Genomic DNA, 23,448 nt, shown 5'->3' with positions numbered 1-23,448 from the left:
ACCTATCTATCCTGAAGGGTTGAGATTGCTGGAATCGGTCCTCAAGAAGCTTTGCGGGGAAGCAGAGATTCAACTGATCTCTTACAACGCCGAGCAGATTGCGGCCGAGCTCATAAAATTATTCCAGAGTGGCATGAAAGACGAAACGGTTCTGCTGGTCGTCATGCGGGCGCGGCTGCGAAAAAGGCCGGTCTTGGCGGTCGGCTAGTCTCTCTCACCGTCATTCCACGATCCACGGCTCAGCGTTCGATGGCGACTTGGCGAGCGTCTTAAGCGTACGATGCCGCGCGATCTCGCGGAGACTTCTGCATCTCTGGAACCTCGCCATCGTTAGAGCTGCGAGCGTAGCCTGCTGGCAAAGTAGTCGGTGACCTTTTCGCTTAGTGGACGCGCTTGCCATTCTTCCAGACTGACTGGCCTTGATCGTTTCAGGTCCTCGTTGAAGATGTCTATTTGCGTTCGCGCGAATTCCATGCCGTAGACGTTCAGGGTGGCCTCGTCATTGAGGCGCAGGGAACGCTCATCCAAATTGGCCGAGCCAACGCTCACCCAGACCTCATCGACGATCAAGAGCTTCGGGTGGTACATTGTGGGTTGAAACTCAAAAATGCGCACACCGGCTTTGAGCAATTCGCCCCAGAAATAACGTGAACCCTTTCGCACTATGGGCACATCCGTCAGCCAATTGGGAACGATGACATCGACCGAGACGCCTCGCTTCCTTGCATCAAGAATCTGCTGCAGGGCTATGTCGTCGGGCACGAAGTAGGCCATGCCGATGCGCAGATGATCCTTGGCCGCGGCTATTGCTGCCAACATCATCAACTCCATGTTCTCCGAGCCGTTTGGCTGCGAAGAAAGTATCAACTGGGCATCGATCCCACCAGCGGGCGCAACTGCAGGGTAGAACTTCCCGCCCTGCAATGTCTCGCCGGTCGTCTCAAGCCAGTTTTCCGCGAACGCCGCTTGGAATGCGGACACGGCGGGTCCTTCGATCCGGTAGTGCGTGTCGCGCCCTTCATTCGAGTTGCGTGCGTTCCCGCGCCAATTATCGGCAATGCCGACGCCGCCAGTGAATGCTATCCGGCCATCGACGATCAGCAGTTTGCGATGGGTTCGGTTGTTTACTCGGTCCAACGTATACCAGCGTAAAGGCCGATAGCGTTCGAATCTCACACCGGCAGTGGTCATGATGTGGATCAAGTCCTCGTCGAAGGGAAGGCTGCCAACCCAGTCGACGTTCACACGGACTTCCACGCCTTCGCTGGCCTTCGCCGCCAATGCGATCGCGAACTCGTAGCCGATGGCTCCTGACCAATAAATATATGTTTCCATGTCGACGCTGGATCGAGCCGCCCCGATTGCTTGCAGCATTGACGGAAATATTTCGTCTCCGTTGATGAGAGTTTGGACCGCATTGGAATCGAACATCTGCCCTTGCGAATAGCTGCTCATCGTCTTGGAAAATTGGGGATCCGTAGCGTCGAAACGATGGGGAACGATTGATCGTAGAACGCGCGGCTCTGGAGTAAGATTTATGATCAACACCGTGAGCAGGCTGGTCATGGTGGCGATGGCCAGATAGATGAGCACCTTTCGCCAAAGCTCAATGCCGGAGGTCTTCTTGCGGGCGCCTGACGCCACGGAACCGAGAGGCTGCACGTCAATCGCCCCGCTGCTGGCGATGGCGATGCTTTTCGATCTCCTCGGGCTCTTCATCATCGATCCGCGTGATGTTTGAAGCCGCGTGATCTGACCGCAGAATCTCGTCAAGCTTGGCGTGGATCGCTTGAGTGTCGCGGTGCTCCGCGCGCTGGATGAACAGCGTCATCGCCCAAGTAAACAATGTTGCGGCTCCGTGCCAATCCAAGCTCTGTCGCTCGAAGATCATCCAAAGGATGGCGTAAGCCAACAAGACCAGGAATGCAGCGGGACGGGAGGTCAATGTGCCAATTGAGGTAAGCACGCTTGTGACCGAATGATTTGCCATTCCAAAGAACTCGCGGCAGTGCCCCTGGTTCCCACGAGGCATCATACCGCCCCGCCGTGATTCAACAAAAGGTACAGTTGAGCAGCGCGCGTTTTCCAGGTGTCCTGCATCGACCTTCACATGTCATGGTCTCGCAGCGAGCACGGTCTCGATTTGGATAGTCTCGCAGCGGTGGGTTCAGCAATTCGCTCATATCGGAGACGTGGCGATTCGGATTCGGCCGCTTCGGCCCCAGCGATTGCTGGCGAGAAAAAGGCAAGCAGTCGCTTGGTAAGTTCCGCTGCACGTTGTTCCCCATCAATCGCGCCGGTTACGAGTTGGTGGACGTTTTGCTGTTCTGAGCTTGCGCCGCACAAGGACCGAGCCGCCGATGATGACGGCTGGCATATTGTTGCGCGATGCCATGGTGAGCTGTCCGACACCATCTCCTGTGTCCGACGCGGGTGCTCTTCTGCTTCCTTCGGCAACTTCGTCTATGTCACGTTGTTCAGCATGAGTGTCAGCAGCATGAACGATCTCGTGAGTTGCCCCATTTTGCCCGCGGTTTGGTCGGACTAAATAATGCGGCCAGTCGCGAAGAGTTATAGGCGTTGGAGTATAGGGCTTCGCCATCAACATCCTTGCGCGAAGGTTAAGCGATGAATGGGCCATATGGCGATTTTCATGCATGAACACCGGCCGAGTGCATCATAGTTTAATGACAATTGGTGGGCTGCCCCGCATAAAGCCGTGGTCAGCGGCTGTGTAACGGGTTTCGCTGCTTGGGAGCGACGATCGCACTCTCGCCCATTCGGAGGAGCCTGATGCTTAATCGAACCATCCGCATGCACACGGACGCTCTCTACCCCAGTGACCTGAACATCCTTCGCGCGGCATTTGACGCGCTGTGCCAGGAATTTGCTATTTTGCCTGACACGGCGGCCGCCTATGCCGTGGCCAGAGAGCTGATCAGGCTATTCCAAACAGGAATGACCGAAGCGGCCACGCTGATGATTGCCGTGCGAGCACGTTGGCGGGACGATTGGGAGATGGCAGGCAGCAACGCTGCCTGACGGTAGATGGTGATGCGCACACCACCCGCTGCATCCTTTTCGACACCGCCGCGTTGACCATCAAACCTGCCAGAAATGGCCGATCCGCTGGCACGTGACTGGAGCAACCGATGCCGAAATTTCGCTTCGAGTTTATCGAAGGCATGTCGCAGCCAGCAATCTTTGCCGATATGGCTGATCGAGACGAGGCTATCAGAGAGGCCAAGCGCGCTGCCAAGGAGGCCATGCTCGACGGAATTGTCGATGGCGTGGACCCGACCAGTTGGGTGACGAAGGTTTATGATGAGGCAGGCTATCTCGTCGCTACTCTCGGATTCCAGGATCTGGTCGCCGCGCCCAAGGATACGGAAGAGCTCAAGGAAACAGAGGAGCCTGGCGTCTTGCGATCGGGTTGAAGCCTGATTTCTACGCTGTTGCCATCGAGTCAGATGTCCCGAGACCGCCCTTTGAACATCGCACGAACGAAATCGTTCGCCGTTAACGCGCCGCACTATGCACAACAGCCACGTCAGCCGACCGACCGCCGAGACCGAAGATGTCCTGATCGTTGGAGGCGGGCCGGCGGGATTGACCGCCGCTCAATATCTTGCGCGTTTTCGCCATCGCGTGCTGGTGATCGATGCCGGCGATCCTCGTGCCGCCTTGATCCCAACGAGCCATAACTGTCCTGGCTTTCCCGAAGGGATAAGTGGAGCCGATATTCTGGATCGCCTTCGACGTCACGCCACCTTGTATGGAGCCACTCTGGTTGAGGGGCAGGTCTACTCCCTCGCCCCTGCCTATCGGGGGTTCGTCGCTGAGACCTCGATCGGCGCAATCCGGACACGCAAGGTGTTTATGGCGACAGGGATCACCGACACGACACCTGTCATTCCGCGTCTACGCGAAGCAATTGCCGCAGGTGTGGTTCGACTCTGCCCTGTATGCGACGGGTATGAGGCGATCGACCAGAAGATTGCGGTCGTCGGGCACGACGAGAGAGCCTTTAAAGAGGCTATTTTCCTCAGTCGGTTTACACCACTTATAACGGTGCTTGGAAGCGACGCATCCGACTTTTCGCCCAGCACTCGTCGTGCCGCGAGGGCAAGAGGCATAGTCATCGGTGACGCTCTCGACACACTCTGCCCGACAGCAGACGGTTGCGAGGCGATTTTGAAAGATGGGACGTCATCCCGCTTCGATGCCATTTATCTGGCACTGGGGTGCAAGGTACATTCTCAACTCGCCGAGGTGGTAGGCGCAAGATGTTGTGAAGAGGGCTATGTCACAGTCGACGAGCATCAGCAGACTTCCATCCAAGGCATGTACGCCATTGGTGACGTTGTCAAAGCGTTGAACCAGATAGCCGTCGCTTTTGGACAGGCTGCCATTGCCGCGTCGCATGCCCATAGAGAGCTTGAGAGCGCCGAGCGGACTGGATTTGCGGATCAGCCTTCTCAACGAACATGAAGACCACGCGGCTGATCGAGCTCTTGGCTGCCTTGATGGCGCGTGCCAACATCTCGACGGCCGACAAGGAGTTGCCGTAACTGGCCGAGAATGTCGATCCCGAAAGGTCATGATACTCCCACCGACAGTTTACAGCCGCGGAACATTCCCTGCGGTAAGAGGTTTGGCTGCAGGCCTACAATCCTTTCTCATTGTCTGGGCCTCGAGGCTGTCGATGCAGCTTCGGCCCGTCTCGGCTTTGTCTGGGGCGGGCTTTCGTGGCTCTGGCAACTCGGCGCGCCAAGCCATTCTTTCTGTCCAAGATCATAACTGCCATTCTCAACTTTAAACGCACAGCAAGCCCAGAAATTCCCGTCAAGGAAGAGGCTTTCCGGATATGGTTGAAGGAGATCACACGTAGACCGGTAAAAGGCCGTTGCTGGCTCGGGCTGGGCCTTTTTGTTTAGTGTCCGAAAAACGCGCGGAACATTCTTTCTTGTCTAGCGTTAGCGCGCGCCGGACGACCCGTTCTGCGATCTCTTGCTGGCCGGCGTCAGAGGCTGCAACCACAGCTTCAGCCCGCCTCGGCCCCCTCTAGAGACGGTGGCGCACGGGAGCTGAGATGCGATGCATAGAGACGCCTTCACCCCATCAGAACTTGCCCTGCTCAGTCGCGTCTTTGCACGCAGCAAAATTAAAAACGAAACCGCAACAGAGGGAACGGCGCGCATCACGCATTCTGGCTTACTACCAGGCGGGAATCACGGATGAGGATGAGCTGGAACAGCTTTCTCGCCAACCGCTGGGAAGGTGACGACTAGTCTTCCTTCTTCAGAGCTTCCGCCTCGTCTTTGAGCTTCGGCCAATCGGCTCCATGCTTGCGAAGCAGCGTTCGGGCCTGCTCGGGGTCAATTTCCGTGACCTCGACAAGATGTTCGACCTCAAGCTCCTGGCCTTTCGCAACCCGGCTTGCTTCATTCGCTTTTCTTTGCACGTCGACACCCACCCACTGCTGAGACAACATGAACGAGCGCTGAGAATGCGCGTTCCAGAACTTCATACAAAAATACGCGACACCGATAAAAAATCGGTTGGATGGGCCATGTATGAGACTGTGAATTGCCGATTTCTTCGTGTGGGAGAACCCGAACTTGTTCGTCGGTCGAAATGGCGGCGTCTTCGGGCGATAGTCCGATCACGCGGCGTTCCTCGCCGCTCATGCCATTCGATGTGCCGGCACTCGGCAGCATTCTGACGTAGCAAGTCAGGCACGTTATCTCATCAACTTGATCTGAAGCGAGATGCTCAGCCGCAGAATCCTGTCGCCGTTTTCGTTCCGCACTTCAACAAATACTTGCTGCCCGTCCACCTCGGTAAGCACATCTCTCGTAAGGTCGATAAGGCCCTCGAAGCCCGCGCGGCGCACCTCCTCCAGACCGGCACATTCGATGCCGATTTCGTCCTCGATGACCACATCGTGATCGCCACTATCAAAGAAAAATCGTGCCATCCGAGAGCTTCCGTCACCACTAAGCTGCGGGGGTCCTTTGGTGCAGGTAGGTCGTGTCGAAATCACCTGCACGAGTGAGGCCGGGCCAATCAAGAGCATGCACTCTTGACCCCGTCGTGGCGATGAGGCCCCTACGTCGAAGTTCCTGAAGCATTCGGTTGACGTGGACTGTAGACAAGCCCAATGCATCGCCAAGTGCTGCCTGGGTAATCGGAAGATCCGCGACGTGATCCTGAATGCGTCCAACCGAGCGCAAGCGAAAGATCAGTTCGCACAAGATGTGAGCCATGCGCGTGTATGCCTCGCGTCTTCCCACATTCGTTACCCATTCTCTGTAAATCGCTGCATCGATCAGCGTCGACCGCCAAAAAGCCGTCGCGATTCGAGGATGCTGTTCGCAAATGGTGCGAAGAGCGTCATGTCGCATGAAGCCGAGTCTGGCTGCTGTCAGGGTCGTAAAATTGCAATCCATGACCGACAGATGCAGTCCGTGCAGATCGGGAATATCTCCAGCCACAAAGAAGGATGTAATCTGCCGTTTGCCATCGCCGGTAAGTTTGGTTGAACCGAGCAGGCCATCCAAAACCACGAACGAATTGACAGGGCGGTCACCCTCACGCACCAGGTCGTAGTTGGCCAAAAAATCCTTCTCCTGAATCTGGATGCCTTTCAAAACCTCGATATCGCCCTCTCGGAGATCCGAGATGCTCTGGAGCTTGCGAATAAGGACATCCAAGGATGAGGTGGGTGACAAATTGGCTACCTAGCTGATGTTGATTATCGAACTTGCATTCGCTTCAAAAGTTCCGAGTAGCCGTAAAGAGGCGCCGGACTGATGGTCGGCAGTTGGGAACTCAAGACGCGAACGCACCCAGGACCTTGGCCGGGACCTCAGTGCCCAGCGCCAGAGGGTTGAGGCCCCGTTCGGTTGCTCGCTTGGGGTGCGGCAACGCTCCCGACGTGAATATGCCGCACCCTTAAGGGAGCCGCCCGAGCCGCGCATTAACCTATGACATAGGCTGGGTTCGAATTTTTGACGTCACATCAGGGGCTCCAGCTCCGTTGAGCCCGCCAGAATTCCGCACAAGCCACAAGAAAGAAAGCGGCAGGCGAGAAAGGGGTGATAATCCCTTAGCCATCTCGCGTTTGGCTTGCGATTGACACGCACCCAAACCGAGGCAACGCGGTATGTGATTATGCGGTAGCCGAAGGGAGATAGCGAATGAAGAAGACCTATCAGGAGGCTCATTTTGACAAGCGTGAGCGACTGTCGGCGGTGAGGGCTTCGCCCAGCTCATCGCCCCTCAGCTCGGGGCCGACTGACTAAAGGCGGCACTAATTGGTACTACAAAAGGAAGCTTGTTGGGGCCGGCCCTTCTCCAAGTTGCCTGTCTCTCAAGGCCCCTGCCTCCCGGTAGCGGGCTTTTGCATTGCTGGTTCCCCGGAAGAGCCGGGAAGTCCGCCACATTGCGTGGAACATGCCGTATCGCGGGGAACATTTTAGCAAACTGTAAATTCAACGGTCTTCTGGTAGGAGGCCAATGTGTCCCGGCGAAGCGTCGACAAAGACCGATTGGAGCGCGCAGACCGTGAGGCAAAGATTGCTAACGCGGCCGAGAGAGAGGCGCGAGATACAAAAACTGCGCGACTTCGAGAACAACGCTTTGCTGCCGAAGCCAAGGCTTCGCAATCATTCAAGAAAGGTCGATCCAAGGCCTAGGTCGCTTACCCGCTGACGCTCGCCCCGACGCGCGCAAGTGGTGCGGGCCCGTCCAAACGTGAGGTGCGTGCGATTGCGAATTTTTCTTGGAACCGTCTTTTCGCAGCGAAGTTCGGTACCGAAGGGACATTCCAATATGGAGTTGATCATGAAACAGGTTCTTTTGGCTTCAGCCATTATGGTACTGTCAACTGGCCTCGCTGTTGCGCAATCGACCACCACGACCACAGGCGGATCGTCGACCTCGACGACCCAGACAATGCCGAGCACTACGACCGATCAGGGAACGGATTCGACCACCACGAGTGGAACGAACTCTAACTCGAACTCCGCCAAGGACTGCGCTCCAGGTCAACAAACTGGCAGCGCCAAGCAGGCCGCGCCAGGTCAACAGGATACCGATGCTAACTCGGCTGCTCCTGGCCAGATGAAAAAGACCACGGAAGGCTGCTGACGTGTCTTGGAACTGTTGCCCTGTTCCAGATTGATGCAAAGGGGTCGACTCTCAGGGTGTAGCCGCTCTCGAACGCCCGTCGTGCTAGGTCGGCACGGGGGGTCGATACCAGACCAAGGTCTTGTCGTTTCGCGGCGAGTCGCCCGCGAGGTGTGCCGTGTTGGTTCACCCCAGGTGGCACCTGCTTTGCACCGCCCGCGACAGCAGGGGAAACCAACACCCCAGCGAGTCCCATTATCCCAGGGACGGCCCGCCGCTGCCGCTAATGGGACGGCGGGCTTTTTTCTTATTCCATGAAACGAAAGGTCATTCCGTAAGTTGGCTTCCCAAGGAGGAACCAATGAAAAAGGATGGCGACGGCCGTGTGAAGAAGGGCAATGAGCAATTGCTTGCCCGACGTTTGTCTGAAGAAGTCGGCATTTCGGAGCCGGATGCGCGCGGTCTGATCAAGCTTATCGGCACGGATTGGAATTCGCTGCTTCGTGAAGCCCGATTTTTGAAAGAGCGGCATTAGAATGCTCCTGCCTGTCGTGACTAAATTATTATTCAATCGACTCTCGCCAATATGAGCGTAGTCTACTCTCATCGGCGGTAGTTTCAGGGCACCGCCGGCTGTGAGCGAAGAACATGCTTCCGCCCCAACGGAGGAAGCCATGACCGCTCCCGCTACCATCGGCGTTGCAAATCCCGAAGAACTCGCCCTCCTACAGCAGGTGTTTCAGCGGGCCTGCAAAGAGCGTGCGCTAGCAGAAGGCAGCGTCGAGGCCGAGGCACTGAGCGCCCGTCTGATGTGGCTGTTCCAGCACTCCGGAGCCTACTTCGATGAAGCTACTTTCGAAGAGATGCTGCGGGGTGAAGGCTGATGAGCCGCGCACCTTATCTGGACCGCCTGGATGATCTTATTCGCCAGCACAAGGAGCTTTCTGCGCAAGGGGAGATCCTGCGGGCGGAATGTCGACTGAGTTGCTATGTCTTGGAGGAATCGGCCGATGACCTACGGGGAATAGTTGGCAGGGCTTGGGACGCCAGAGTAGCACGGCTTCGCCGTGATACTATTCGGTCCGGGAACGTGATTACCGTTGCAACTCGGGTATAAATTGCGCCATGTTCACAACAAGTCCTCCAGGCTTAATTGTAGCATTCCCCTTATGCCGGTAGCGTATGCGTCAGGTCATTCGGCCCACGCTTGTGTCCAGTTAAGGTCGGCACGGTCACTCAACCCGAGCTTGGTCCGCTTGATCCTGCCGACTCCCTTACGCGAACGCTTTTTGTCGCACTGAGCCAGAGCTCCGATGCATTTGAAGCACCCTTGAGCACCTCGTGTGCTTGTGAAAGCAACGTCTGCTCCTGCGATCGGGTGGAAAGACGCCGGCGCACGTCGCGGAACAGAACCGTGTGCCTGACGTTGTGCCGAGATCGAGGTCTAGGAGAAACGGCATGGTTGCGCCACGCGCTGTGTGGAAGGGCTTTCTGAGGGTCGGTTCCGTGTCATGCGGGGTGAAGATAGTTGGTGCCACAAGTGAGGCATCCAAGATCCACTTCAAGATTTTGAACCGCAAGGACGGTTTACCCGTCAAAAGCGCTTATGTCGATGAAGAGACCGGCGATGTTGTCGAAGCCGAGGATCAGATCAAAGGGTATGAGGCGGACAAGGGTGATTTCATTCACGTCGAGCCGGACGAGATAAAGAAACTGAAACTGACGTCGCAGCATACACTTGACATCGATTCCTTCGTTCCGGTTGCCGAAATCGACACACGCTTTCTGGAGAAGCCATACTACTTGATCCCGGCAGACGGTGCCTCTCTGGAGGCCTTTGCCGTCCTGCGCGATGCGATGGCCAAGAAGCGCGTTGCGGCACGCTCCTGCGTCGTACTTTATCAGCGCGGGCGCGAAGTATTGATACAGCCCCTTGGAAAAGGGATGTTGCTGACCGAGCTACGGACCCACAATGAGATGACATCGGAAGACACCGTCTTCAATGACGTGAAAAGCCCAAAATACGATGCGGATCTGCTCGAAATCGCGGGGCTTCTCATCGACAAGAAAGTAACAAAGTTCGATCCTTCGAAATTCGAGGACACCTACGAGGATGCGTTGATTGCCATGATCGACGCCAAGCGCAAGGGCAAAAAACCGCCGAAACCAGCGCCGAAACCCAAGGAGAACGTGGTCGACCTGGCCTCGGTTCTCCGAAAGAGCCTCGCCAAGGAAGGCATCGGCCAAGACCGGCCAAAGGCCAAGAGCCGCAAATCAGCATAGTCAAAGATAGCGATCACCAACGCGGCGGTGCTGAAAAGAACCAGTGCAATTGCAGTGCTAGGTTAGAAGCGTACTGGGTGTGAGCAAAGTTCATGTTGGCGCCGAAGCGATGCGCGATAAAGAGGCGCAGGCCCAACGGCCGCTGGATCTTCAGGCCGTGAGCCCAGCCTCACGCCTCAAACGTTGAAGCCGTTCGCTCGGCACTCGACGCCGTGCATGCTGCCCGTCGGAGGCGTGAGCGTTGACCGCGCCTTCATCTACAGTGACTGGCAAAGGTACGATCGTCACAGCCGGCACCATATCCCTCCATAGAGCTTGCGGCTTGCTCGGGACTGCGACTGATTCATGCCGATCGTCGGTGCGTTGCGATGGCACTTGGTAGGAAGGGTCTGCCCTGATCACCGGCTCCAGATCGTGGGGGAAGTTCGGCGCATGGACGGGCAGTGCTTCGGCCGAATTTTCGCCCTTTTGAGTGATGGCCGGAAGCATTTCAGCGATCTCGATCAGGATATCTTTGACCAGATGTCTCATCTGTGCGCCCGCCCGCTGCGGCCATTGCTATGGCGATCAAACTTGCTGAGGCAACCAATGTTCCCGCTTGAAGCGAATGACGGGCTTTACCGGGAAAGATCGGCGGAGCGGCTCCTGAGATACTCCAGGCGACGTCGCTGCGATCCTCTCGCCTGGCATGATCGATGTCGGAAAGTCGAATTTGAACGTACTGTTCCTTGCCTTCGTCGGAGCGGTGGATGATCCGATGACGGCTGTGTGCCTCGCCCCCCGACTTCCCTTGCCAGCTTCTTCCCTGGCTGCTGTCTGGCCTCCGGTGGGTTCGATCGGGAACAAAGGCTCGACCATCCGGTTTGGTACCATCCCGTTAAGCACAAGACTAATGTGCAGCCTGACGGATGAGAGACGGCTGCCGGATTGCTATGGCTGTTCCCGATCTGCATTCGGCAGCCGAGATTGAGCCCAAATGCCCTAAGGAGACTTCGCATGAGCGAAGCAGGACACAGCGCAGGCAATGAGGTGACTTCGATTGCGGGCACGTCGCCGTTCGCCAGTTTTTTCATGGCTGGCTTCGAGTGCTCGTCGCACCGGCGCAAGGACGGCGTTCGCCTCGATCTTATCCGCGCGACGTCGCATTATTTGCATGCCCTGGGCGACTACCGCAGTTGCGCCGAACTCGGTCTTCGTACCATCCGCGACGGCTTGCGCTGGCACCTCATCGAAACCGCTCCTGGAACCTATGACTGGTCAAGCTGGACGCCGATGGTCGAAGCAGCGCAATCGGCAGGTGTCCGGATCATCTGGGACATCTTCCACTACGGATCTCCCGACCATGTTGATCAGGGATCGATGCATTTCATCGATGCCTATGCCTCGTTCGCCGCGGAAGCTGTGAGGGTTCATCGTTCAATCGCCGGTACAGCGCCTCTGTTGTGCCCGATCAACGAAATTTCGTTTTTCGCCTGGGCTGTTGAGGTCGGCTATTTCCCCCGCGTCGGCCCGAAGAGGCGGGGATGGTTCAAGCGGCACCTCGTGAAAGCAGCAATAGCCGGCGTTCGCGCGATGCGGGAGGTCGATCCCGCTTGCAGATTTGTCTGGGCCGAGCCGCTTATCCACATCGCTCCTCGCGACCGGACCCGCACCGAACGGCGCCGGGCCGAAAATGCCCGTCAGGGACAGTTCGAAGCTTACGACATGCTGCTGGGCCGGGCCGAACCTGAGCTGGGTGGGAGCGAAGATGTCGTCGACGTCGTTGGCTTGAATTTTTATCCACACAATCAGTGGTACCTAAACGGGCCGACGATTCCGATGGGGCATCACGAGTACCGTGCCCTATCGGAGATGCTGATCGAAGTCGCGCATCGATACAGCAAGCCTATGTTCATCGCCGAGACCGGCTCCGAGGGGTCTGGCGGGCCGGCTTGGCTCCACTATGTCTGCGACGAGGTGCGTGCCGCAGAAAGCCTCAAAGCCCCGATCGAAGGTATTTGCCTTTACCCGGTAACCGCCTATCCGGGCTGGGACAATTCGCGGCATGCGGAGGTGGGATTGTTTTCAGTCGTCCAGGCGGACGGCAGCCGACACGTCCACAAGCCCGTCGCGGACGAATTGGCCCGCCAGCAAGCTTTGTTCGCGGCGAACCCGACGCGTTAAATACATGAGCTGCACGAGGGACTGCGCGAGCGCCTGTCGGCCCCGCGCCGATGCTCCCGGGTCCAGGTGGGGGAGCTACAGCGCCCCTTCGGCCAACGACGCATTCCCCACGCCCGCCCATTCCGGGACGCTCTTTTGAATGCGTGCGAAGGTTGCCAGGGCCTGCCCGACCACCTGATCCATGTTGTAGTAGCGGTAGGTTGCCAGGCGGCCGACAAACCACACGTCGGGACAGGTTGCGGCGAGCGCTTCGTAGCGCTTGTAGAGCTCTTCGTTTTCGGCCCGCGGCACCGGATAGTACGGGTCCCCGATATCGGTGGGATATTCGTATGTCAGGCTGGTCCGCACGCTCCGTTGGCCGGTCAAATGTTTGTATTCGGTGATGCGGGTGTAATCTTCCGTCTGGGGGTAGTTGACGACGGCAACCGGCTGAAACTGCTCTTGGTCGAGTGTGACGTGCTCGAAACGGAGCGAACGATAAGGAAGACGCCCTAGCTGCCAGCCGAAATATTCGTCGATCGGGCCGGTATAGATCAGGCGGTTGAAGGGTATCTTGTCACGAATTTCGCGGAAGTCGGTCTGCAGCATGACCTTGATGTTCGGGTGACCGAGCATGCGCTCGAACATCCTCGTGTATCCACCGGCAGGCATCTTCTGGAAGCTGTCGCTGAAATAGCGATCATCGCGGTTGGTCCTGGTCGGCACTCGTGCCGTCACTGATTTGCTCAGCTGGTTCGGATCGACGCCCCATTGCTTCCTTGTATAACCACGGAAGAACTTCTCGTAGAGCTCGCGTCCCACGGTGCTGACGACAACATCCTCGGCCGTTCGCACGTCCTCTACCGTCTCGCGCCGCGATGCGAAGAACTCCTCCAACTGTGCGGAATTCAACTCGAGGCCATAAAGGCGGTTTATCGTGTCGAGATTGATCGGGATGGGAAGCAGTTTCCCGTCAACCGCCGCCAGAACCCTGTGCTCGTATGTGCGCCATTGGGTGAACTGCGAGAGGTAGTCCACGATCGACTGGCTGTTGGTGTGAAAAATATGGGGCCCGTAACGATGGATGAGGATGCCGGCTTCATTGTAGCAATCGTAGGCGTTGCCGCCGACATGGCTGCGGCGGTCGACCAGGAGAACGCTTTCATGACGCTGGGAGGCTATCCTTTCAGCAAGCACGCTGCCGGCAAACCCCGCGCCCACGATCAGCCAATCGAACATGGCTATGCGCTCCTGCGGAGCGGGACGACCTTCTTGCGTCGGTAGGCGCCCTCAATGTGAGCGGCCATGGCCTTCCATGTTCTTTCCCACGACATGTCAGCCAGATAGGCATCGACTTGCGGCAGCAGCATCTCGCGCGGTCGCAAAAGCAGGGAGCGCAGCTTGCTGTCCAAGTCGTCAATGTCGGCGATCTCCACCAGCCCAGCAGCGCCGTAGCTGCGCACAACGTCAACGATTGCCGTCGAGATCACCGGCAGGCCCGCCGCCAGAAACTCTGGCGTCTTGGTTGGGCTGATGAACCGGGTCGCTTCGTTGAGCGCAAACGGCATCCACCCGGCATCCCAATGGCGCAGATAATCGGGCAGGTCGCAGTAGGCCTTCGCGCCCAACCAATGCAGATTGTCGGCCTTCGGCAGGATTGCAGGATCGATTTTGACAACGGGGCCGATCATGACGAAATGCACGTCCGGCATGGTCCGCGCCGCTAGCGCCACGAGGTCGACGTCCAGCCGCTCGTCGATGACGCCGAAATACCCCACCCTCGGGTGAGGAATGCCGGCCTGATCGATGGGGTCCTTTCCTGGCAGCCTTGCCTTGTGAAAGTGTTTGACATCGATGCTGCTCGGAAAGGGGTAAATGGCCTGATGCAGGCGGCGCTTGGTCTCGAACAGGCTCAGGCCACCGGTGAAAACGAGATCGGCGCGGCGCAGAAGTTCCTTTTCCATCTGCGCCAGTTCGGGCGGTGCATTCTTGAAGGCGGAGAGTTCGTCCATGCAGTCGTAGACGCATATGTCTGGGTCAAGGAACTCCGTGAAGCGAAGAGCCATCGGCGTGTAGTACCAGGCGATCAGCCGGCTGTGCGGCATAGAAGCTATGATCTGCTGAACAAATCTCCGCTGGACGGCATCTGATTTCGCGGCCGACGCGCCGAGCGGAAGCACTGGTGTCACAATTAGAATGTTTGGCGACGCCTCGCTCGTCCGCATCAGCGGCTGTGGCAGTTCTTCAAAAACAGGCTCTTCAAAGTAGATCACTCTCTGCTTCATGGATGCAAGAGTGAGGATATGCTGCGGCCGTTGATGAACGAAATTCCATCGCAAATGGGAGAAGCAAACCAGTAGATTTTCCCTGCCAACGTGTTTACTGGCGGATACCCTGCCCAAGGCTGCTTCCATTGAGATGTTCCTTCTCGTAATCTTTGGTTTATGTTACGACTAACATTTGTTAATAGCGGGTCGAGGAGAAATAGACTTCGATGCCAGCTCCTAACTTTCCCGCGCGTGAGTTGTTCCAAGGTGAAGTGAAGTGCTCTCAGTCACCGCTCGGATGACGAATGCGACGACATTTCCGCGGAGCTGAGAACGGCCACCACGCGTCGCCGGGCTTTGAAAGCGTGAGCGACGGGGGAATGTCGGTGGAGAACTGACCTGCCGTATTTGCGTTTAAGTCGCTGGTTATAAAATGTGCAGGACATCAAGTTGATTCGCCCGCATCACTGGCGAGTCCGTGCCAGGCGAATTCCGGGGCTGATATGAAGATCGACTTTTCAACCAATGTTTTTCCGCTGTTTCATCCGCAAAGCGTGGATGATCTCAAAGACCCTTGCCCCGTCTTTGATGGCAGCCTGTGGCACGTCTTCGGCTCGAGCGGCACGGTGACCAGCGAGACGTGGAGGATCCTGCATGCCACGGCGCCGGAACTTTATGGGCCGTGGACCGAGCATCAGTCGATCGAGCTTCCTATCAATGGGAGTGGTGTTGCGGCTCCGGGGGTCATTCACGAAAGTGGCGTCTTTCACATGTTCATCCAGACCGAGTTCATGAAGTCTGGTGGCCGCTGCGAGCATGCGGTTTCCAATGACGGGTTCCATTGGGTGGTTCTTAGCCCGGCAATCCTCGCCATCCCGGACACGGAGGAAGATGGCATTTACGATCCGCATCCCGCAGTTATTGGCGGCAAGCGCTACCTCGTCTATTCCGCCATGCCAAAATTCACCAGGGTGCCACAGCCCGACATCTATCTCGCGCGTAGCCAATCCGATTCATGGTTCGGCCCTTGGAAGCGGATCGGCAAGATCCTCGACCATAATGAAGTTCCTCACCACAACACGAGAGAGGATCCCGACTACGAATGGGGGATAGAGGGCGCACAACTGGTCGAATTGCCGGATGGCCGCGTGCTTCTCAATGCCACTTGCTTTCTCCCGAATGGCCTTCGGGGAAACCGGCAACGCGTGTTTTTTGCCATCGCCGATGATGTTGCTGGACCCTATGTGTCGATGGGACCGGTGCTGGAACCAGGCCAGCCGGGAGAGAACGGCCACTCGACCGTGATGATCGAAGGGGGCCAACTTTCGCTGTTTTACCAAAGCCGGGTCGCCACGACCGATCATCGGTGGCGCTACGGCTTGGCCAGATGCGACGTCGCCCTGTTTTCCAAGGTTGCATGATTTAGGTGTTGCTCGGACGGAACAATCCGTCGGAGCGCGTGCACACGACACCATGCAGCAGTCGCTCGCGGCGTTCGAAGACATGGGCGAACTGAATATCTCTGCTCCTTCCCGCAGGAGAATGAAACATCAGCACGTATTCTATGCCTTCATCCTCGCTTCGTTGAAGGCGTCTAACAGCGCAGGGACGTGCCGGGCGTCCAGAGCGAGCAGATGATCGACAGGCGGACAGCCGAATAGACAAAGGTCAGCCAAAGCCGAGGCAACCGGCGGCCTTCCGCTCGACCCGTGCGCAGTCGGGAGCACAAGGTTTGTACTCGAGCCACTGAAGCTCCGCACGAGGGGCAGCTCAGCTCATTCCTGATTGTTGCGTGCCTGACGAGCTCTCCGTTTCAGCCTGATCATAAATGCTTTCACCTAGTGGAACATCGGAGGTTCCACGAAGTTGGGAAGCCACGGAGGACGTGCACATGAACAGTGTCATCTATCTTATCGGCCTTATCGTTGTCGTGCTCGCGGTCCTCTCCTTCCTCGGTCTTCACTAGGTGGCCCATGCAGCATGAGAACGATCAGGGCGGACAGCCCACCGATTTCGACAAGGCGAAAAGCGACGTTTCCGACAGGCTTCGCCAGGAACAAGAACGTGCCAGCGAGCTGCTTCACGACGCGCGTGACACGGTGACCCGTAAGGCTGGCGATTATGCATCTGAAGCCAGGGATGCGATTTCCGACAAGGCGGAGGAAGCTCAGCGCGACATCGGATCGAGTCTGGCGGCGCTGGGCGGCGCACTGCGCGCGGCCAGTGACCATCTGGCCAACAACGATGAAAGGAACGCATCGAAGTTCGCATTGGATGCCGCCGGTGGCTTGGAGCGGCTTTCATCGTCATTGAAACAGAAACCGTTCGGCCAGGTCCTGGAGGACGTGCAGTCCTTTGGCCGGCAAAATCCCGGTGTCCTGCTTGCCGGATCGGTATTGGCCGGATTGGCTCTCGGGCGGTTCATCAAGGCTTCTCCGCCGGCGGGTCCAGAATTCCAGGATGCTGCGGGAGACCTCAAATCACACACCGATCAGGCACAGGGTTGGTCCGTTGATCGTTCGCAGGATTCGGGCCTCGTCGGCGATGATGGGGCCACGCAGAACGCGGAGCAGGACAGATGAACACCCAGGACAATCCCAGCCTTACCGGACTGATCACCGACTTGGCCCAGAATGTCACCACTGGTGCAAACCGAGGCAAGGCTGTTTCGGGCGGAGCTCTCTGAAAAGCTTGCCAAAGCCGGAGCAGGTGCCGCGGAAGTACTGGGCGGCGCGATTTGCCTGCTCGCCGCGCTATTGGTGTTGCTGCAGGCACTCGTTATCGCACTGACGCGGGCAGGGCTAGGCGCGGGGTGGTCTTCCCTGCTGGTCGGTGTGGTCGTGGCGGTCCTCGGCGTCATCCTGCTGCGGACCGGGATGGCCAGCATGGCGCCTTCGGAACTTACCCCCGACCGGACCCAGGAACAGCTTAAGCGCGACGCGAGCGTGATCAAGGAACAGGTGAGATGAAAGAGAAATCCGCAGCCGAACTTGAACGCGAGGCCGAGGCAGCCCGCGCCCGGGTGATGGAGACCGCCGAATCCATTCGAGGCAAGATGACGCCCGGACAATTGCTGGATGAGTTCACCGGGCTGTTCTCGGGAGGGGAGAGCTCGGCCATGCTCAGCAATCTCAGAACGCAGGTCCGAGACAATCCTTTGCCGGTCACCATGGTGGGCGCAGGTCTGGCTTGGCTGATGTTCGGCAGCGGTACCTCAAACACCCCCCACGGTTCGGCTGGATACTCCATGCCTTCGGCGCCGGGACGACATGATGACGGGGAGCGTGGAGGCCTTGGCAGCACGCTTTCCGATGCCGCCACATCGTTGTCGTCGGCTGCTACCAGCGTCAGCGATACCGTTTCGAGCGCGGCAAGCAACGCCGCCGAGGGTTTGACGGGCAGCACGGCCACTGCAAGATCGGTGACCGGCGAGATGGCGGCGAAAACCACCCGCTCTGCCCAAGAACTGTTTGAGAACCAACCCTTGGCCGTAGCGGCCGCCGGTCTCGCCATCGGCGCCGCCATAGGTGCAATGCTGCCCCATACCGCAACGGAGGATGAGCAACTAGGCGCCTATGGCGACAAGCTTCGCGACACCGCCGAAACCATGCTCGACAGGGGTCTGGATGAAGCCAAGCAGGTCGCCGCCGACGCCTATGAGACCATCAAGCAGGAAGCTGGCCGGAAAAATATGGAAGCAGGCACGATGGCCGATCAGCTCGGCGAGGTCGTGAAGTCCACGGCAGACAAAACCGAGCATGCCGTGCGTGAACGGATTTCCGATCCGTCTCAGCGTCAAACCTAGCTTGAATGATCCTGGATCAACGATAGTCGGTCTCTTCAGAAGGGCCGGCGTTGTTGTTCAAACGGTGAACCGCTCGAGTCATTTCAGAGCGTAGAGGTAAGCCGCGATATCGCGCGCCTGCTGCTCTGTTATCCGGGTCGACGGCATGGCGGTGTGCGGATTGATTTCCCTGGCCGATCGTATCCAGCGGATCAGGTTCTCTGGATTGTTGGCCAGCCCGCCGCCGATAAAGACGCGGTCAGCAAGACTGGCATCCAGGCGAGGACCGACCTGCCCTTGCGCGCCCGGCACGCCCGTAATCGTATGGCAGCCGGAACAGCCATTCGCAGTCATGATCGGCAAGGCCCTCGCAGTGTCACCGCCTGTGGCCGCCTCCGCCTCGTGGCGGACGCGCGCGGCCCGATCGGACCACCAGGTCATTCCGGCCACGGCCGCGACGAGCAGCACCAGCGCGGCGATGACGGCGGCAAGCAGTTTAGACACGCTCGTACGCATGCGCCGCCTCCCTCCTTCCGCTCGCCTTGATCCACAACGCGGCCAGCAGCAGCGCTGCGCCGCCATATATCAATCCAGCCGGAACCCACATCACCAGCCCAGCAAGTTGCTGGTCCTCCAGGGGGCTCAAATTCCACAGTGCCGCTCCCACGGCGTTCTCCGGGTACCAGAGGCGTGGCGAGAGCAACAGGAGAACGCCGAGCAGCCCGGTATGCAGCGAGGTGACAAAGAGGTGCATCACTGCGCTCCCATAGGCATGCTGGCGGCCGGGACGCGGCAAGAGGACCCACCAGAACAGCAGCCCTGTTCCGAAGAAGCTCGCGTGCTGTGCATAGTGCAGTACGCCGCGTTCGAGCGCGGCCTCGAACAACACCGGAATGTGCCAAATCCATATAGCAATGCCGTGGATAATGGTCGCGCTGATCGGCCGCGTTGCGAAGGCCCAGACCACCCTCAGCCAATTGGCGTGTCCGGCAATTCCCAGAACGCGCCGGAACCGGATGGGTAGGCCCCACATCAAGGCCGCAGTCGGGCAGGCAGAGACCAACAGCGGCGCCGCCACGGCCATCAGCAGTTCATGCTCGATCATATGCGCCGCAAAGACCTGCTCGCCGAGCACATGAATCGGGCTGACCAATGCGGCTGTCAACACGCTCCATCCGGCCGTGAACAGCAGAGCCTGGCGCAGCCGCAGAGTCCTGCCGCGGCTGCTGCGCCGCCAAAGCCGGCCAGCGCCAACGACATATATCAGGGCAAGCACGGCGAGTGGCAGGGTGATGGGCAGCGCGAGCGTCCACCCGGCCCCGGGCGCGGCGGCGCCGTAGCAGATGGAAGTAGGGAACAGCGCGTCCAGGTTCATCGCAGGCACTCATCCAGGATCAGCGCCGCGCTGCCTTGCATGAGGATCACAAGCGCAAACAGCAACGCCGACAACATCCCGAGATTGGCGACGAAGCGCTCTGTGCCGCGCGTACGCTCCGGCTTGAATGCGGCACCGCCTCGCTGCTTCGCCCGCCACGACAGCGCCCCGCCGAGCAGCGACAACAAGACGAGCAGCAGCGCCACGGGAAGCACGACCGGCACCTGGCGGTTGCATTGCCAAGGCACCAGCGCATAATTCAGCTGTGTCGAGACCGCCCAGGCCAGCGGACCTGACAGAAGACCACCCCAAGACGTTCCCAACCGTAACGCTCGCATCTCAGCCTAGCCTCGGCGCCCAATAGATGAGCACGTAGATCGGGATCCAGGTCAGGACCACGAAATCCCAGTAGAAGACATTGTCGCCGACATCGCCGAAGCGCCGGCCGCTATAGCCGTGGCGCGTGAACATCAGCACTGTCAGCACGATGGTGTCGCCGACATCGGTTATAAGGTGCGTGGTGTGCAGGCCAAGCAGCACCCAGAGCATCGATCCATAGGCGTTGGTGTCCCAATAGATGTTGAGGGCGGGGAATTCGAACCAGCGCACGACGAGCGGAGCGATGCCGAGCAGCGACATAACCACCAGGCCGATCCGCACCGGAACCATGGAGCATTGCTTGGCGTGGCGGTGGAGGACGTGGTTGGGCACAAGGCTGACGACAAACAAAATCGTCACGATCGTTCCGGGCCAATGGTCAGGCTGCGGTGCGCTAAGCCGCCACGCTGGCCACGACAGCGCAAGATAGAGATATGCGCCCGCTGCCAGCGCGAAACCGGTGCCTTCCAAAGCCATGAAGCCGAGCGTGCCCCACCAGGTGGGGCTGCGCGGACCGTGCCCGAAGGTCGGCAGGCCAGAAAGATCGGCGGCGGCGCGCTGCTTCATTCCTGGTCCTCCGGATCGCCCTTGGGCCAGAACCAACCGATCAACGTGATGGCGATCGGCGCGGCGCCCCAGACGATCGCCCAAGGCGTGAAGATCGAATAGAGAAACGTGCCGCCGACGGCTAGCGCCGCAAAAAGCGGCCAGATCGACGGTGTGGCCGATTTCTCGCGAATATCGGGATAAGCTTCGGCCAAGGTCGAGATGAGGAGTTCGCGCGCATCGACGCGGAGCCCGGTCGCTACAGGGAGCGCCTCGCGCTCGGCCCAGAGCGGCTCGATATGGGTAACCATGGGAATGCGTGCGAAATTATAGCTCGGCGGTGGCGAGGACGTTGCCCACTCCAAGGTTCCTGCGTCCCACGGGTTGTTGCCGGCCAGGGTGCCTTTGAGCGCGCCATGCACCAGATTGAAAGTGAACAGGACAAAGCTCAGGAAAAAGAGCAGCGCCCCGGCAGAGATGAAAAGGTTGATGTTGCCCCAGCCAAGCTCGGCCGGATAGGTGTAGACCCTTCGTGGCATGCCCCATAGGCCGACGAGATGCATCGGGAAAAAGGCCGCATTGAACCCGATGAAGGCCAGCCAGAAATGCCACCGTCCAAGGCGTTCGCTCATCATGCGGCCGGTGATCTTCGGGAACCAGAAATAAGCCGCGCCAAGCAGCGGGAACACCGAGCCGCCGATCAGCACGTAATGGAAATGCGCGACGACGAAATAGGTGTCGTGCACCTGAAGATCCAGTGGCACCGAGGCGAGCATGACGCCGGTTAGCCCGCCGATGACGAAGATGAAGAAGAAGCCGAAGACGAACAGCAATGGCGTCCGGATCACCGGCCGGCGGTCCCAAAGTGTTGCAAGCCAGCAGAAGATCTGCACGCCGTTTGGAATCGCGATCAGCATGCTGGATGCGGTGAAGAAACTGGCGCCGAGCTTAGGCAATCCCGTGGCGAACATGTGGTGAACCCAGAGCCCGAACGACAGGAAGCCGACTGCGATAAGCGACAGGACCAGCCCGAGATGACCGAATGTCGGTCGCCTGGCGAAAACAGGAATGATCGCGGACACCATGCCCGTCGCCGGCAGGAAGATGATGTAAACCTCCGGATGGCCGAAGAACCAGAAGAGGTGTTGGAACAGCAGAGCATCCCCACCTTCCGCCGGGTTGAAGATGTGCGTGCCGACCAGCCGGTCAAGGATCAGGAAAGTCGAGGTGATCATCACCGCCGGCATCGCGAAGATGACGACGAAAGAAGTGACCAGCATCGCCCAGACATAGAGCGGGATCTTGTCCAGCGACATCCCGGGGGCCCGCTGCTTGAACACCGTGACGATGGTTGCCACCGCGACGGCCAGTGACGACACTTCGGTATAGGTGATCATCTGCGCCCAGACATCGGCGCGCTTGCCCGGTGCGAATTCGGGGCCGGACAGCGGCACGTAAGCGAACCAGCCCACATCAGGAGCCATGTTGAGGGCAAACGACACCCAGGCGAAAGCGCCGCCCGAGACGTAGATCCAATAGCTGAACGCGTTCAGGCGCGGAAACGCGATGTTGCGGGTGCCCACCATCAGCGGCACCAGGTAGATCCCGGTCGCCTGCACGATGGGCACGGCGAACAGAAACATCATCGTAACGCCATGCATGGTGAACAGCTGGTTGTAGAGGTCGGGCCCGATCAGGCCGCGTTGCGGTCCCGAAAGCTGGATACGCATGGCGACAGCGTTGAGACCGCCAAGACCAAGGAAGACGAAAGCGGTGATCAAATAGCGTCGTGCGATCACCTTGTGATCGACGCTCGAGAGCGCTCCGACGATGCCGGACGGCGTCCGCCAGGTGCGCTCGAGCCAGCGATGCAGGCTGGCATCATCCATGCCGGTATCGCGGGGGCCGTCACGTTCGGGAGCAAGGTCGCCCTTGGCGGGGTCTGGTTCCGGGATGTGGCGGTCGCCTGTGACATCGGCGCTGCTCATTTCAGCCCCTCGAGATAAGCGACGATTGCGTTGAGCTCGTCGCCGTTGAGATCTGCCACTGGCATGTGGGAACCCGGCTTGATGCCTTGCGGGTCGGCTATCCAGGCGGCGAGATTGCCGCGGCTCATCGTCAGCGTTCCGGCCGCCAATGTTTTCCGGCTGGCGATGTGGGTGAGGTCGGGAGCCACCGTTCCGCCGGCCGGCGTTCCCCCGATCCTGTGGCACATCACGCAGGGGCGTTTGAGGAACAGGTCTGCGCCGGCCTTGGCTTCGCCGCTCGCCGGCGCGCCGGCCGGCTGCAACTGGTCGTTCAGCCACGCATCGAATTTCGGGCGCGGTTCGGCGATGATGAAGGTGCCCATATTGGCGTGCTGCGCACCGCAGAATTCAGCGCATTGACCACGGTAGACGCCCGGCTTGTCGGCCTTGATATCCAACACGTTCATGTGGCCGGGGATAAGATCGAGTTTGCCGGCCAAGCTTGGGATCCAGAAGGAATGGATCACATCGGTCGAGGTCAATAGCAGCCGCACCGGCTCGCCGGCAGGGATA

Annotated in this window: 27 protein-coding genes; 13 read left to right on the top strand and 14 right to left on the bottom strand. The window is 58.8% G+C overall.

Annotated elements, in window-relative coordinates; all coding sequences use genetic code 11:
- Positions 1–208, top strand: a 208-nt coding sequence (locus EN964_RS03110; protein ID WP_206528686.1) for a hypothetical protein, incomplete at its 5' end; no start/stop codon positions are given.
- A gap of 122 nt (positions 209–330) precedes the next feature.
- Here the strand turns inward: EN964_RS03110 and EN964_RS03105 are convergent.
- Both EN964_RS03105 and EN964_RS03100 read right to left on the bottom strand, forming a co-directional pair.
- On the bottom strand, positions 331–1,722 hold the full coding sequence (locus tag EN964_RS03105) for a phosphatidylserine/phosphatidylglycerophosphate/cardiolipin synthase family protein (RefSeq protein ID WP_245490627.1): 1,392 nt from the start codon (positions 1,720–1,722) through the stop codon (positions 331–333).
- Positions 1,664–2,110 (bottom strand): low affinity iron permease family protein, encoded by a 447-nt coding sequence (locus EN964_RS03100; RefSeq protein ID WP_306663753.1) that lies wholly within the window; start codon positions 2,108–2,110, stop codon positions 1,664–1,666. The genes EN964_RS03105 and EN964_RS03100 overlap by 59 nt, the downstream gene beginning before the upstream one ends.
- Positions 2,111–2,793: 683 nt before the next feature.
- Here EN964_RS03100 and EN964_RS03090 point away from each other — a divergent pair.
- The 3 genes from EN964_RS03090 to EN964_RS03080 all read left to right on the top strand — a co-directional run bounded on the left by EN964_RS03090 (position 2,794) and on the right by EN964_RS03080 (position 4,491).
- Positions 2,794–3,042, top strand: coding sequence for a hypothetical protein (locus EN964_RS03090; protein WP_127266469.1), 249 nt, complete (start codon positions 2,794–2,796; stop codon positions 3,040–3,042).
- Between the two features lie 110 nt (positions 3,043–3,152).
- The gene (locus EN964_RS03085; protein WP_127266470.1) at positions 3,153–3,437 is read left to right on the top strand and encodes a hypothetical protein; all 285 of its coding nucleotides are present in this window, start codon (positions 3,153–3,155) and stop codon (positions 3,435–3,437) included.
- 97 nt (positions 3,438–3,534) lie between these two features.
- Positions 3,535–4,491 carry an NAD(P)/FAD-dependent oxidoreductase gene (locus tag EN964_RS03080; protein WP_127266471.1) on the top strand — a complete coding sequence of 319 codons (957 nt, stop codon included), beginning with the start codon at positions 3,535–3,537 and terminating at the stop codon, positions 4,489–4,491.
- A 796-nt stretch (positions 4,492–5,287) separates the two neighbouring features.
- Here the strand turns inward: EN964_RS03080 and EN964_RS03070 are convergent.
- The 3 genes from EN964_RS03070 to EN964_RS03060 form a co-directional block, all read right to left on the bottom strand.
- A complete protein-coding gene (locus EN964_RS03070; protein WP_164748697.1) occupies positions 5,288–5,530 on the bottom strand; it encodes a hypothetical protein in 243 nt (80 codons plus the stop codon).
- A gap of 213 nt (positions 5,531–5,743) precedes the next feature.
- Positions 5,744–5,980, bottom strand: a complete 237-nt coding sequence (locus tag EN964_RS03065; RefSeq protein ID WP_127266472.1) for a hypothetical protein — start codon at positions 5,978–5,980, stop codon at positions 5,744–5,746.
- Between the two features lie 19 nt (positions 5,981–5,999).
- A complete protein-coding gene (locus tag EN964_RS03060; protein ID WP_127266473.1) occupies positions 6,000–6,734 on the bottom strand; it encodes a Crp/Fnr family transcriptional regulator in 735 nt (244 codons plus the stop codon).
- Between the two features lie 1,114 nt (positions 6,735–7,848).
- Here EN964_RS03060 and EN964_RS03055 point away from each other — a divergent pair.
- The 4 genes from EN964_RS03055 (at position 7,849) to EN964_RS03040 (ending at position 10,416) form a co-directional block, all read left to right on the top strand.
- Positions 7,849–8,154 carry a hypothetical protein gene (locus tag EN964_RS03055; RefSeq protein WP_127266474.1) on the top strand — a complete coding sequence of 102 codons (306 nt, stop codon included), beginning with the start codon at positions 7,849–7,851 and terminating at the stop codon, positions 8,152–8,154.
- A gap of 340 nt (positions 8,155–8,494) precedes the next feature.
- On the top strand, positions 8,495–8,668 hold the full coding sequence (locus tag EN964_RS03050) for a hypothetical protein (protein ID WP_127266475.1): 174 nt from the start codon (positions 8,495–8,497) through the stop codon (positions 8,666–8,668).
- A gap of 139 nt (positions 8,669–8,807) precedes the next feature.
- On the top strand, positions 8,808–9,017 hold the full coding sequence (locus tag EN964_RS03045; RefSeq protein WP_127266476.1) for a hypothetical protein: 210 nt from the start codon (positions 8,808–8,810) through the stop codon (positions 9,015–9,017).
- Positions 9,018–9,591: 574 nt separating this feature from the next.
- Entirely contained in the window at positions 9,592–10,416 is an 825-nt protein-coding gene (locus EN964_RS03040; RefSeq protein WP_127266477.1) for a Ku protein, read from the top strand.
- 150 nt (positions 10,417–10,566) lie between these two features.
- Here the strand turns inward: EN964_RS03040 and EN964_RS03035 are convergent, their stop codons facing one another.
- On the bottom strand, positions 10,567–10,947 hold the full coding sequence (locus EN964_RS03035) for a hypothetical protein (RefSeq protein WP_164748699.1): 381 nt from the start codon (positions 10,945–10,947) through the stop codon (positions 10,567–10,569).
- 465 nt (positions 10,948–11,412) lie between these two features.
- Between EN964_RS03035 and EN964_RS03030 the strand changes: the two genes are divergently transcribed.
- Positions 11,413–12,579: a beta-glucosidase gene (locus tag EN964_RS03030; protein ID WP_127266478.1), complete on the top strand. Its 1,167-nt coding sequence runs from the start codon at positions 11,413–11,415 to the stop codon at positions 12,577–12,579.
- Positions 12,580–12,654: 75 nt separating this feature from the next.
- Here EN964_RS03030 and glf read toward each other — a convergent pair whose 3' ends face one another.
- Both glf and EN964_RS03020 read right to left on the bottom strand, forming a co-directional pair.
- Positions 12,655–13,797 (bottom strand): UDP-galactopyranose mutase, encoded by a 1,143-nt coding sequence (glf, locus tag EN964_RS03025; RefSeq protein WP_127266479.1) that lies wholly within the window; start codon positions 13,795–13,797, stop codon positions 12,655–12,657.
- A 2-nt stretch (positions 13,798–13,799) separates the two neighbouring features.
- Positions 13,800–14,972, bottom strand: a complete 1,173-nt coding sequence (locus EN964_RS03020) for a glycosyltransferase (protein WP_127266480.1) — start codon at positions 14,970–14,972, stop codon at positions 13,800–13,802.
- Positions 14,973–15,328: 356 nt separating this feature from the next.
- On the opposite strand from EN964_RS03020, the gene EN964_RS03015 reads away from it, so the two are divergent.
- From EN964_RS03015 to EN964_RS03000, 4 genes are all read left to right on the top strand, one after another.
- Positions 15,329–16,246: a hypothetical protein gene (locus tag EN964_RS03015; protein WP_164748700.1), complete on the top strand. Its 918-nt coding sequence runs from the start codon at positions 15,329–15,331 to the stop codon at positions 16,244–16,246.
- Between the two features lie 552 nt (positions 16,247–16,798).
- On the top strand, positions 16,799–17,407 hold the full coding sequence (locus tag EN964_RS03010; protein ID WP_127266481.1) for a hypothetical protein: 609 nt from the start codon (positions 16,799–16,801) through the stop codon (positions 17,405–17,407).
- A gap of 51 nt (positions 17,408–17,458) precedes the next feature.
- Positions 17,459–17,794, top strand: coding sequence for a phage holin family protein (locus EN964_RS03005; protein WP_236383248.1), 336 nt, complete (start codon positions 17,459–17,461; stop codon positions 17,792–17,794).
- On the top strand, positions 17,791–18,630 hold the full coding sequence (locus EN964_RS03000) for a DUF3618 domain-containing protein (RefSeq protein ID WP_127270405.1): 840 nt from the start codon (positions 17,791–17,793) through the stop codon (positions 18,628–18,630). The genes EN964_RS03005 and EN964_RS03000 overlap by 4 nt, the downstream gene beginning before the upstream one ends.
- Before the next feature lie 78 nt (positions 18,631–18,708).
- Here EN964_RS03000 and EN964_RS02995 read toward each other — a convergent pair whose 3' ends face one another.
- From EN964_RS02995 to EN964_RS02970, 6 genes are all read right to left on the bottom strand, one after another.
- A complete protein-coding gene (locus EN964_RS02995; RefSeq protein ID WP_127268124.1) occupies positions 18,709–19,125 on the bottom strand; it encodes a cytochrome c family protein in 417 nt (138 codons plus the stop codon).
- A complete protein-coding gene (locus tag EN964_RS02990; protein WP_127268123.1) occupies positions 19,106–19,984 on the bottom strand; it encodes a cytochrome c oxidase assembly protein in 879 nt (292 codons plus the stop codon). The genes EN964_RS02995 and EN964_RS02990 overlap by 20 nt, the downstream gene beginning before the upstream one ends.
- On the bottom strand, positions 19,981–20,322 hold the full coding sequence (locus tag EN964_RS02985) for a hypothetical protein (RefSeq protein WP_127268122.1): 342 nt from the start codon (positions 20,320–20,322) through the stop codon (positions 19,981–19,983). The genes EN964_RS02990 and EN964_RS02985 overlap by 4 nt, the downstream gene beginning before the upstream one ends.
- Before the next feature lies 1 nt (position 20,323).
- Positions 20,324–20,929 carry a cytochrome c oxidase subunit 3 gene (locus tag EN964_RS02980; RefSeq protein WP_127268121.1) on the bottom strand — a complete coding sequence of 202 codons (606 nt, stop codon included), beginning with the start codon at positions 20,927–20,929 and terminating at the stop codon, positions 20,324–20,326.
- Positions 20,926–22,896, bottom strand: coding sequence for a cytochrome c oxidase subunit I (ctaD, locus tag EN964_RS02975; RefSeq protein ID WP_127268120.1), 1,971 nt, complete (start codon positions 22,894–22,896; stop codon positions 20,926–20,928). The genes EN964_RS02980 and ctaD overlap by 4 nt, the downstream gene beginning before the upstream one ends.
- Positions 22,893–23,448: c-type cytochrome (locus EN964_RS02970; RefSeq protein WP_127268119.1), on the bottom strand; the 556-nt coding region annotated here is incomplete at its 5' end. The genes ctaD and EN964_RS02970, both read right to left, overlap by 4 nt.

It is taken from the genome of Mesorhizobium sp. M7A.F.Ca.CA.001.10.2.1 (assembly GCF_003998575.1).
In the GTDB taxonomy this organism is placed as follows: Bacteria; Pseudomonadota; Alphaproteobacteria; order Rhizobiales; family Rhizobiaceae; genus Mesorhizobium.
This window is presented reverse-complemented; position numbering and strand designations above follow the sequence as displayed.

Bases quoted from the DNA above. Each gene is read 5' to 3' on its own strand.
- EN964_RS03065 (WP_127266472.1), bottom strand. From the start codon at position 5,980: ATGGCACGATTTTTCTTTGATAGTGGCGATCACGATGTGGTCATCGAG.
- EN964_RS03015 (WP_164748700.1), top strand. From the start codon at position 15,329: ATGAAGATCGACTTTTCAACCAATGTTTTTCCGCTGTTTCATCCGCAA.
- EN964_RS03085 (WP_127266470.1), top strand. From the start codon at position 3,153: ATGCCGAAATTTCGCTTCGAGTTTATCGAAGGCATGTCGCAGCCAGCA.
- EN964_RS03105 (WP_245490627.1), bottom strand. From the start codon at position 1,722: ATGATGAAGAGCCCGAGGAGATCGAAAAGCATCGCCATCGCCAGCAGC.
- EN964_RS02985 (WP_127268122.1), bottom strand. From the start codon at position 20,322: ATGCGAGCGTTACGGTTGGGAACGTCTTGGGGTGGTCTTCTGTCAGGT.
- EN964_RS02980 (WP_127268121.1), bottom strand. From the start codon at position 20,929: ATGAAGCAGCGCGCCGCCGCCGATCTTTCTGGCCTGCCGACCTTCGGG.
- EN964_RS02990 (WP_127268123.1), bottom strand. From the start codon at position 19,984: ATGAACCTGGACGCGCTGTTCCCTACTTCCATCTGCTACGGCGCCGCC.
- EN964_RS03090 (WP_127266469.1), top strand. From the start codon at position 2,794: ATGCTTAATCGAACCATCCGCATGCACACGGACGCTCTCTACCCCAGT.
- EN964_RS03050 (WP_127266475.1), top strand. From the start codon at position 8,495: ATGAAAAAGGATGGCGACGGCCGTGTGAAGAAGGGCAATGAGCAATTG.
- EN964_RS03020 (WP_127266480.1), bottom strand. From the start codon at position 14,972: ATGGAAGCAGCCTTGGGCAGGGTATCCGCCAGTAAACACGTTGGCAGG.
- EN964_RS03045 (WP_127266476.1), top strand. From the start codon at position 8,808: ATGACCGCTCCCGCTACCATCGGCGTTGCAAATCCCGAAGAACTCGCC.
- EN964_RS03035 (WP_164748699.1), bottom strand. From the start codon at position 10,947: ATGAGACATCTGGTCAAAGATATCCTGATCGAGATCGCTGAAATGCTT.
- EN964_RS03070 (WP_164748697.1), bottom strand. From the start codon at position 5,530: ATGAAGTTCTGGAACGCGCATTCTCAGCGCTCGTTCATGTTGTCTCAG.
- EN964_RS03005 (WP_236383248.1), top strand. From the start codon at position 17,459: ATGTCACCACTGGTGCAAACCGAGGCAAGGCTGTTTCGGGCGGAGCTC.
- EN964_RS02995 (WP_127268124.1), bottom strand. From the start codon at position 19,125: ATGCGTACGAGCGTGTCTAAACTGCTTGCCGCCGTCATCGCCGCGCTG.
- EN964_RS03055 (WP_127266474.1), top strand. From the start codon at position 7,849: ATGAAACAGGTTCTTTTGGCTTCAGCCATTATGGTACTGTCAACTGGC.
- ctaD (WP_127268120.1), bottom strand. From the start codon at position 22,896: ATGAGCAGCGCCGATGTCACAGGCGACCGCCACATCCCGGAACCAGAC.
- EN964_RS03040 (WP_127266477.1), top strand. From the start codon at position 9,592: ATGGTTGCGCCACGCGCTGTGTGGAAGGGCTTTCTGAGGGTCGGTTCC.
- EN964_RS03030 (WP_127266478.1), top strand. From the start codon at position 11,413: ATGAGCGAAGCAGGACACAGCGCAGGCAATGAGGTGACTTCGATTGCG.
- EN964_RS03010 (WP_127266481.1), top strand. From the start codon at position 16,799: ATGCAGCATGAGAACGATCAGGGCGGACAGCCCACCGATTTCGACAAG.
- EN964_RS03000 (WP_127270405.1), top strand. From the start codon at position 17,791: ATGAAAGAGAAATCCGCAGCCGAACTTGAACGCGAGGCCGAGGCAGCC.
- EN964_RS03080 (WP_127266471.1), top strand. From the start codon at position 3,535: ATGCACAACAGCCACGTCAGCCGACCGACCGCCGAGACCGAAGATGTC.
- glf (WP_127266479.1), bottom strand. From the start codon at position 13,797: ATGTTCGATTGGCTGATCGTGGGCGCGGGGTTTGCCGGCAGCGTGCTT.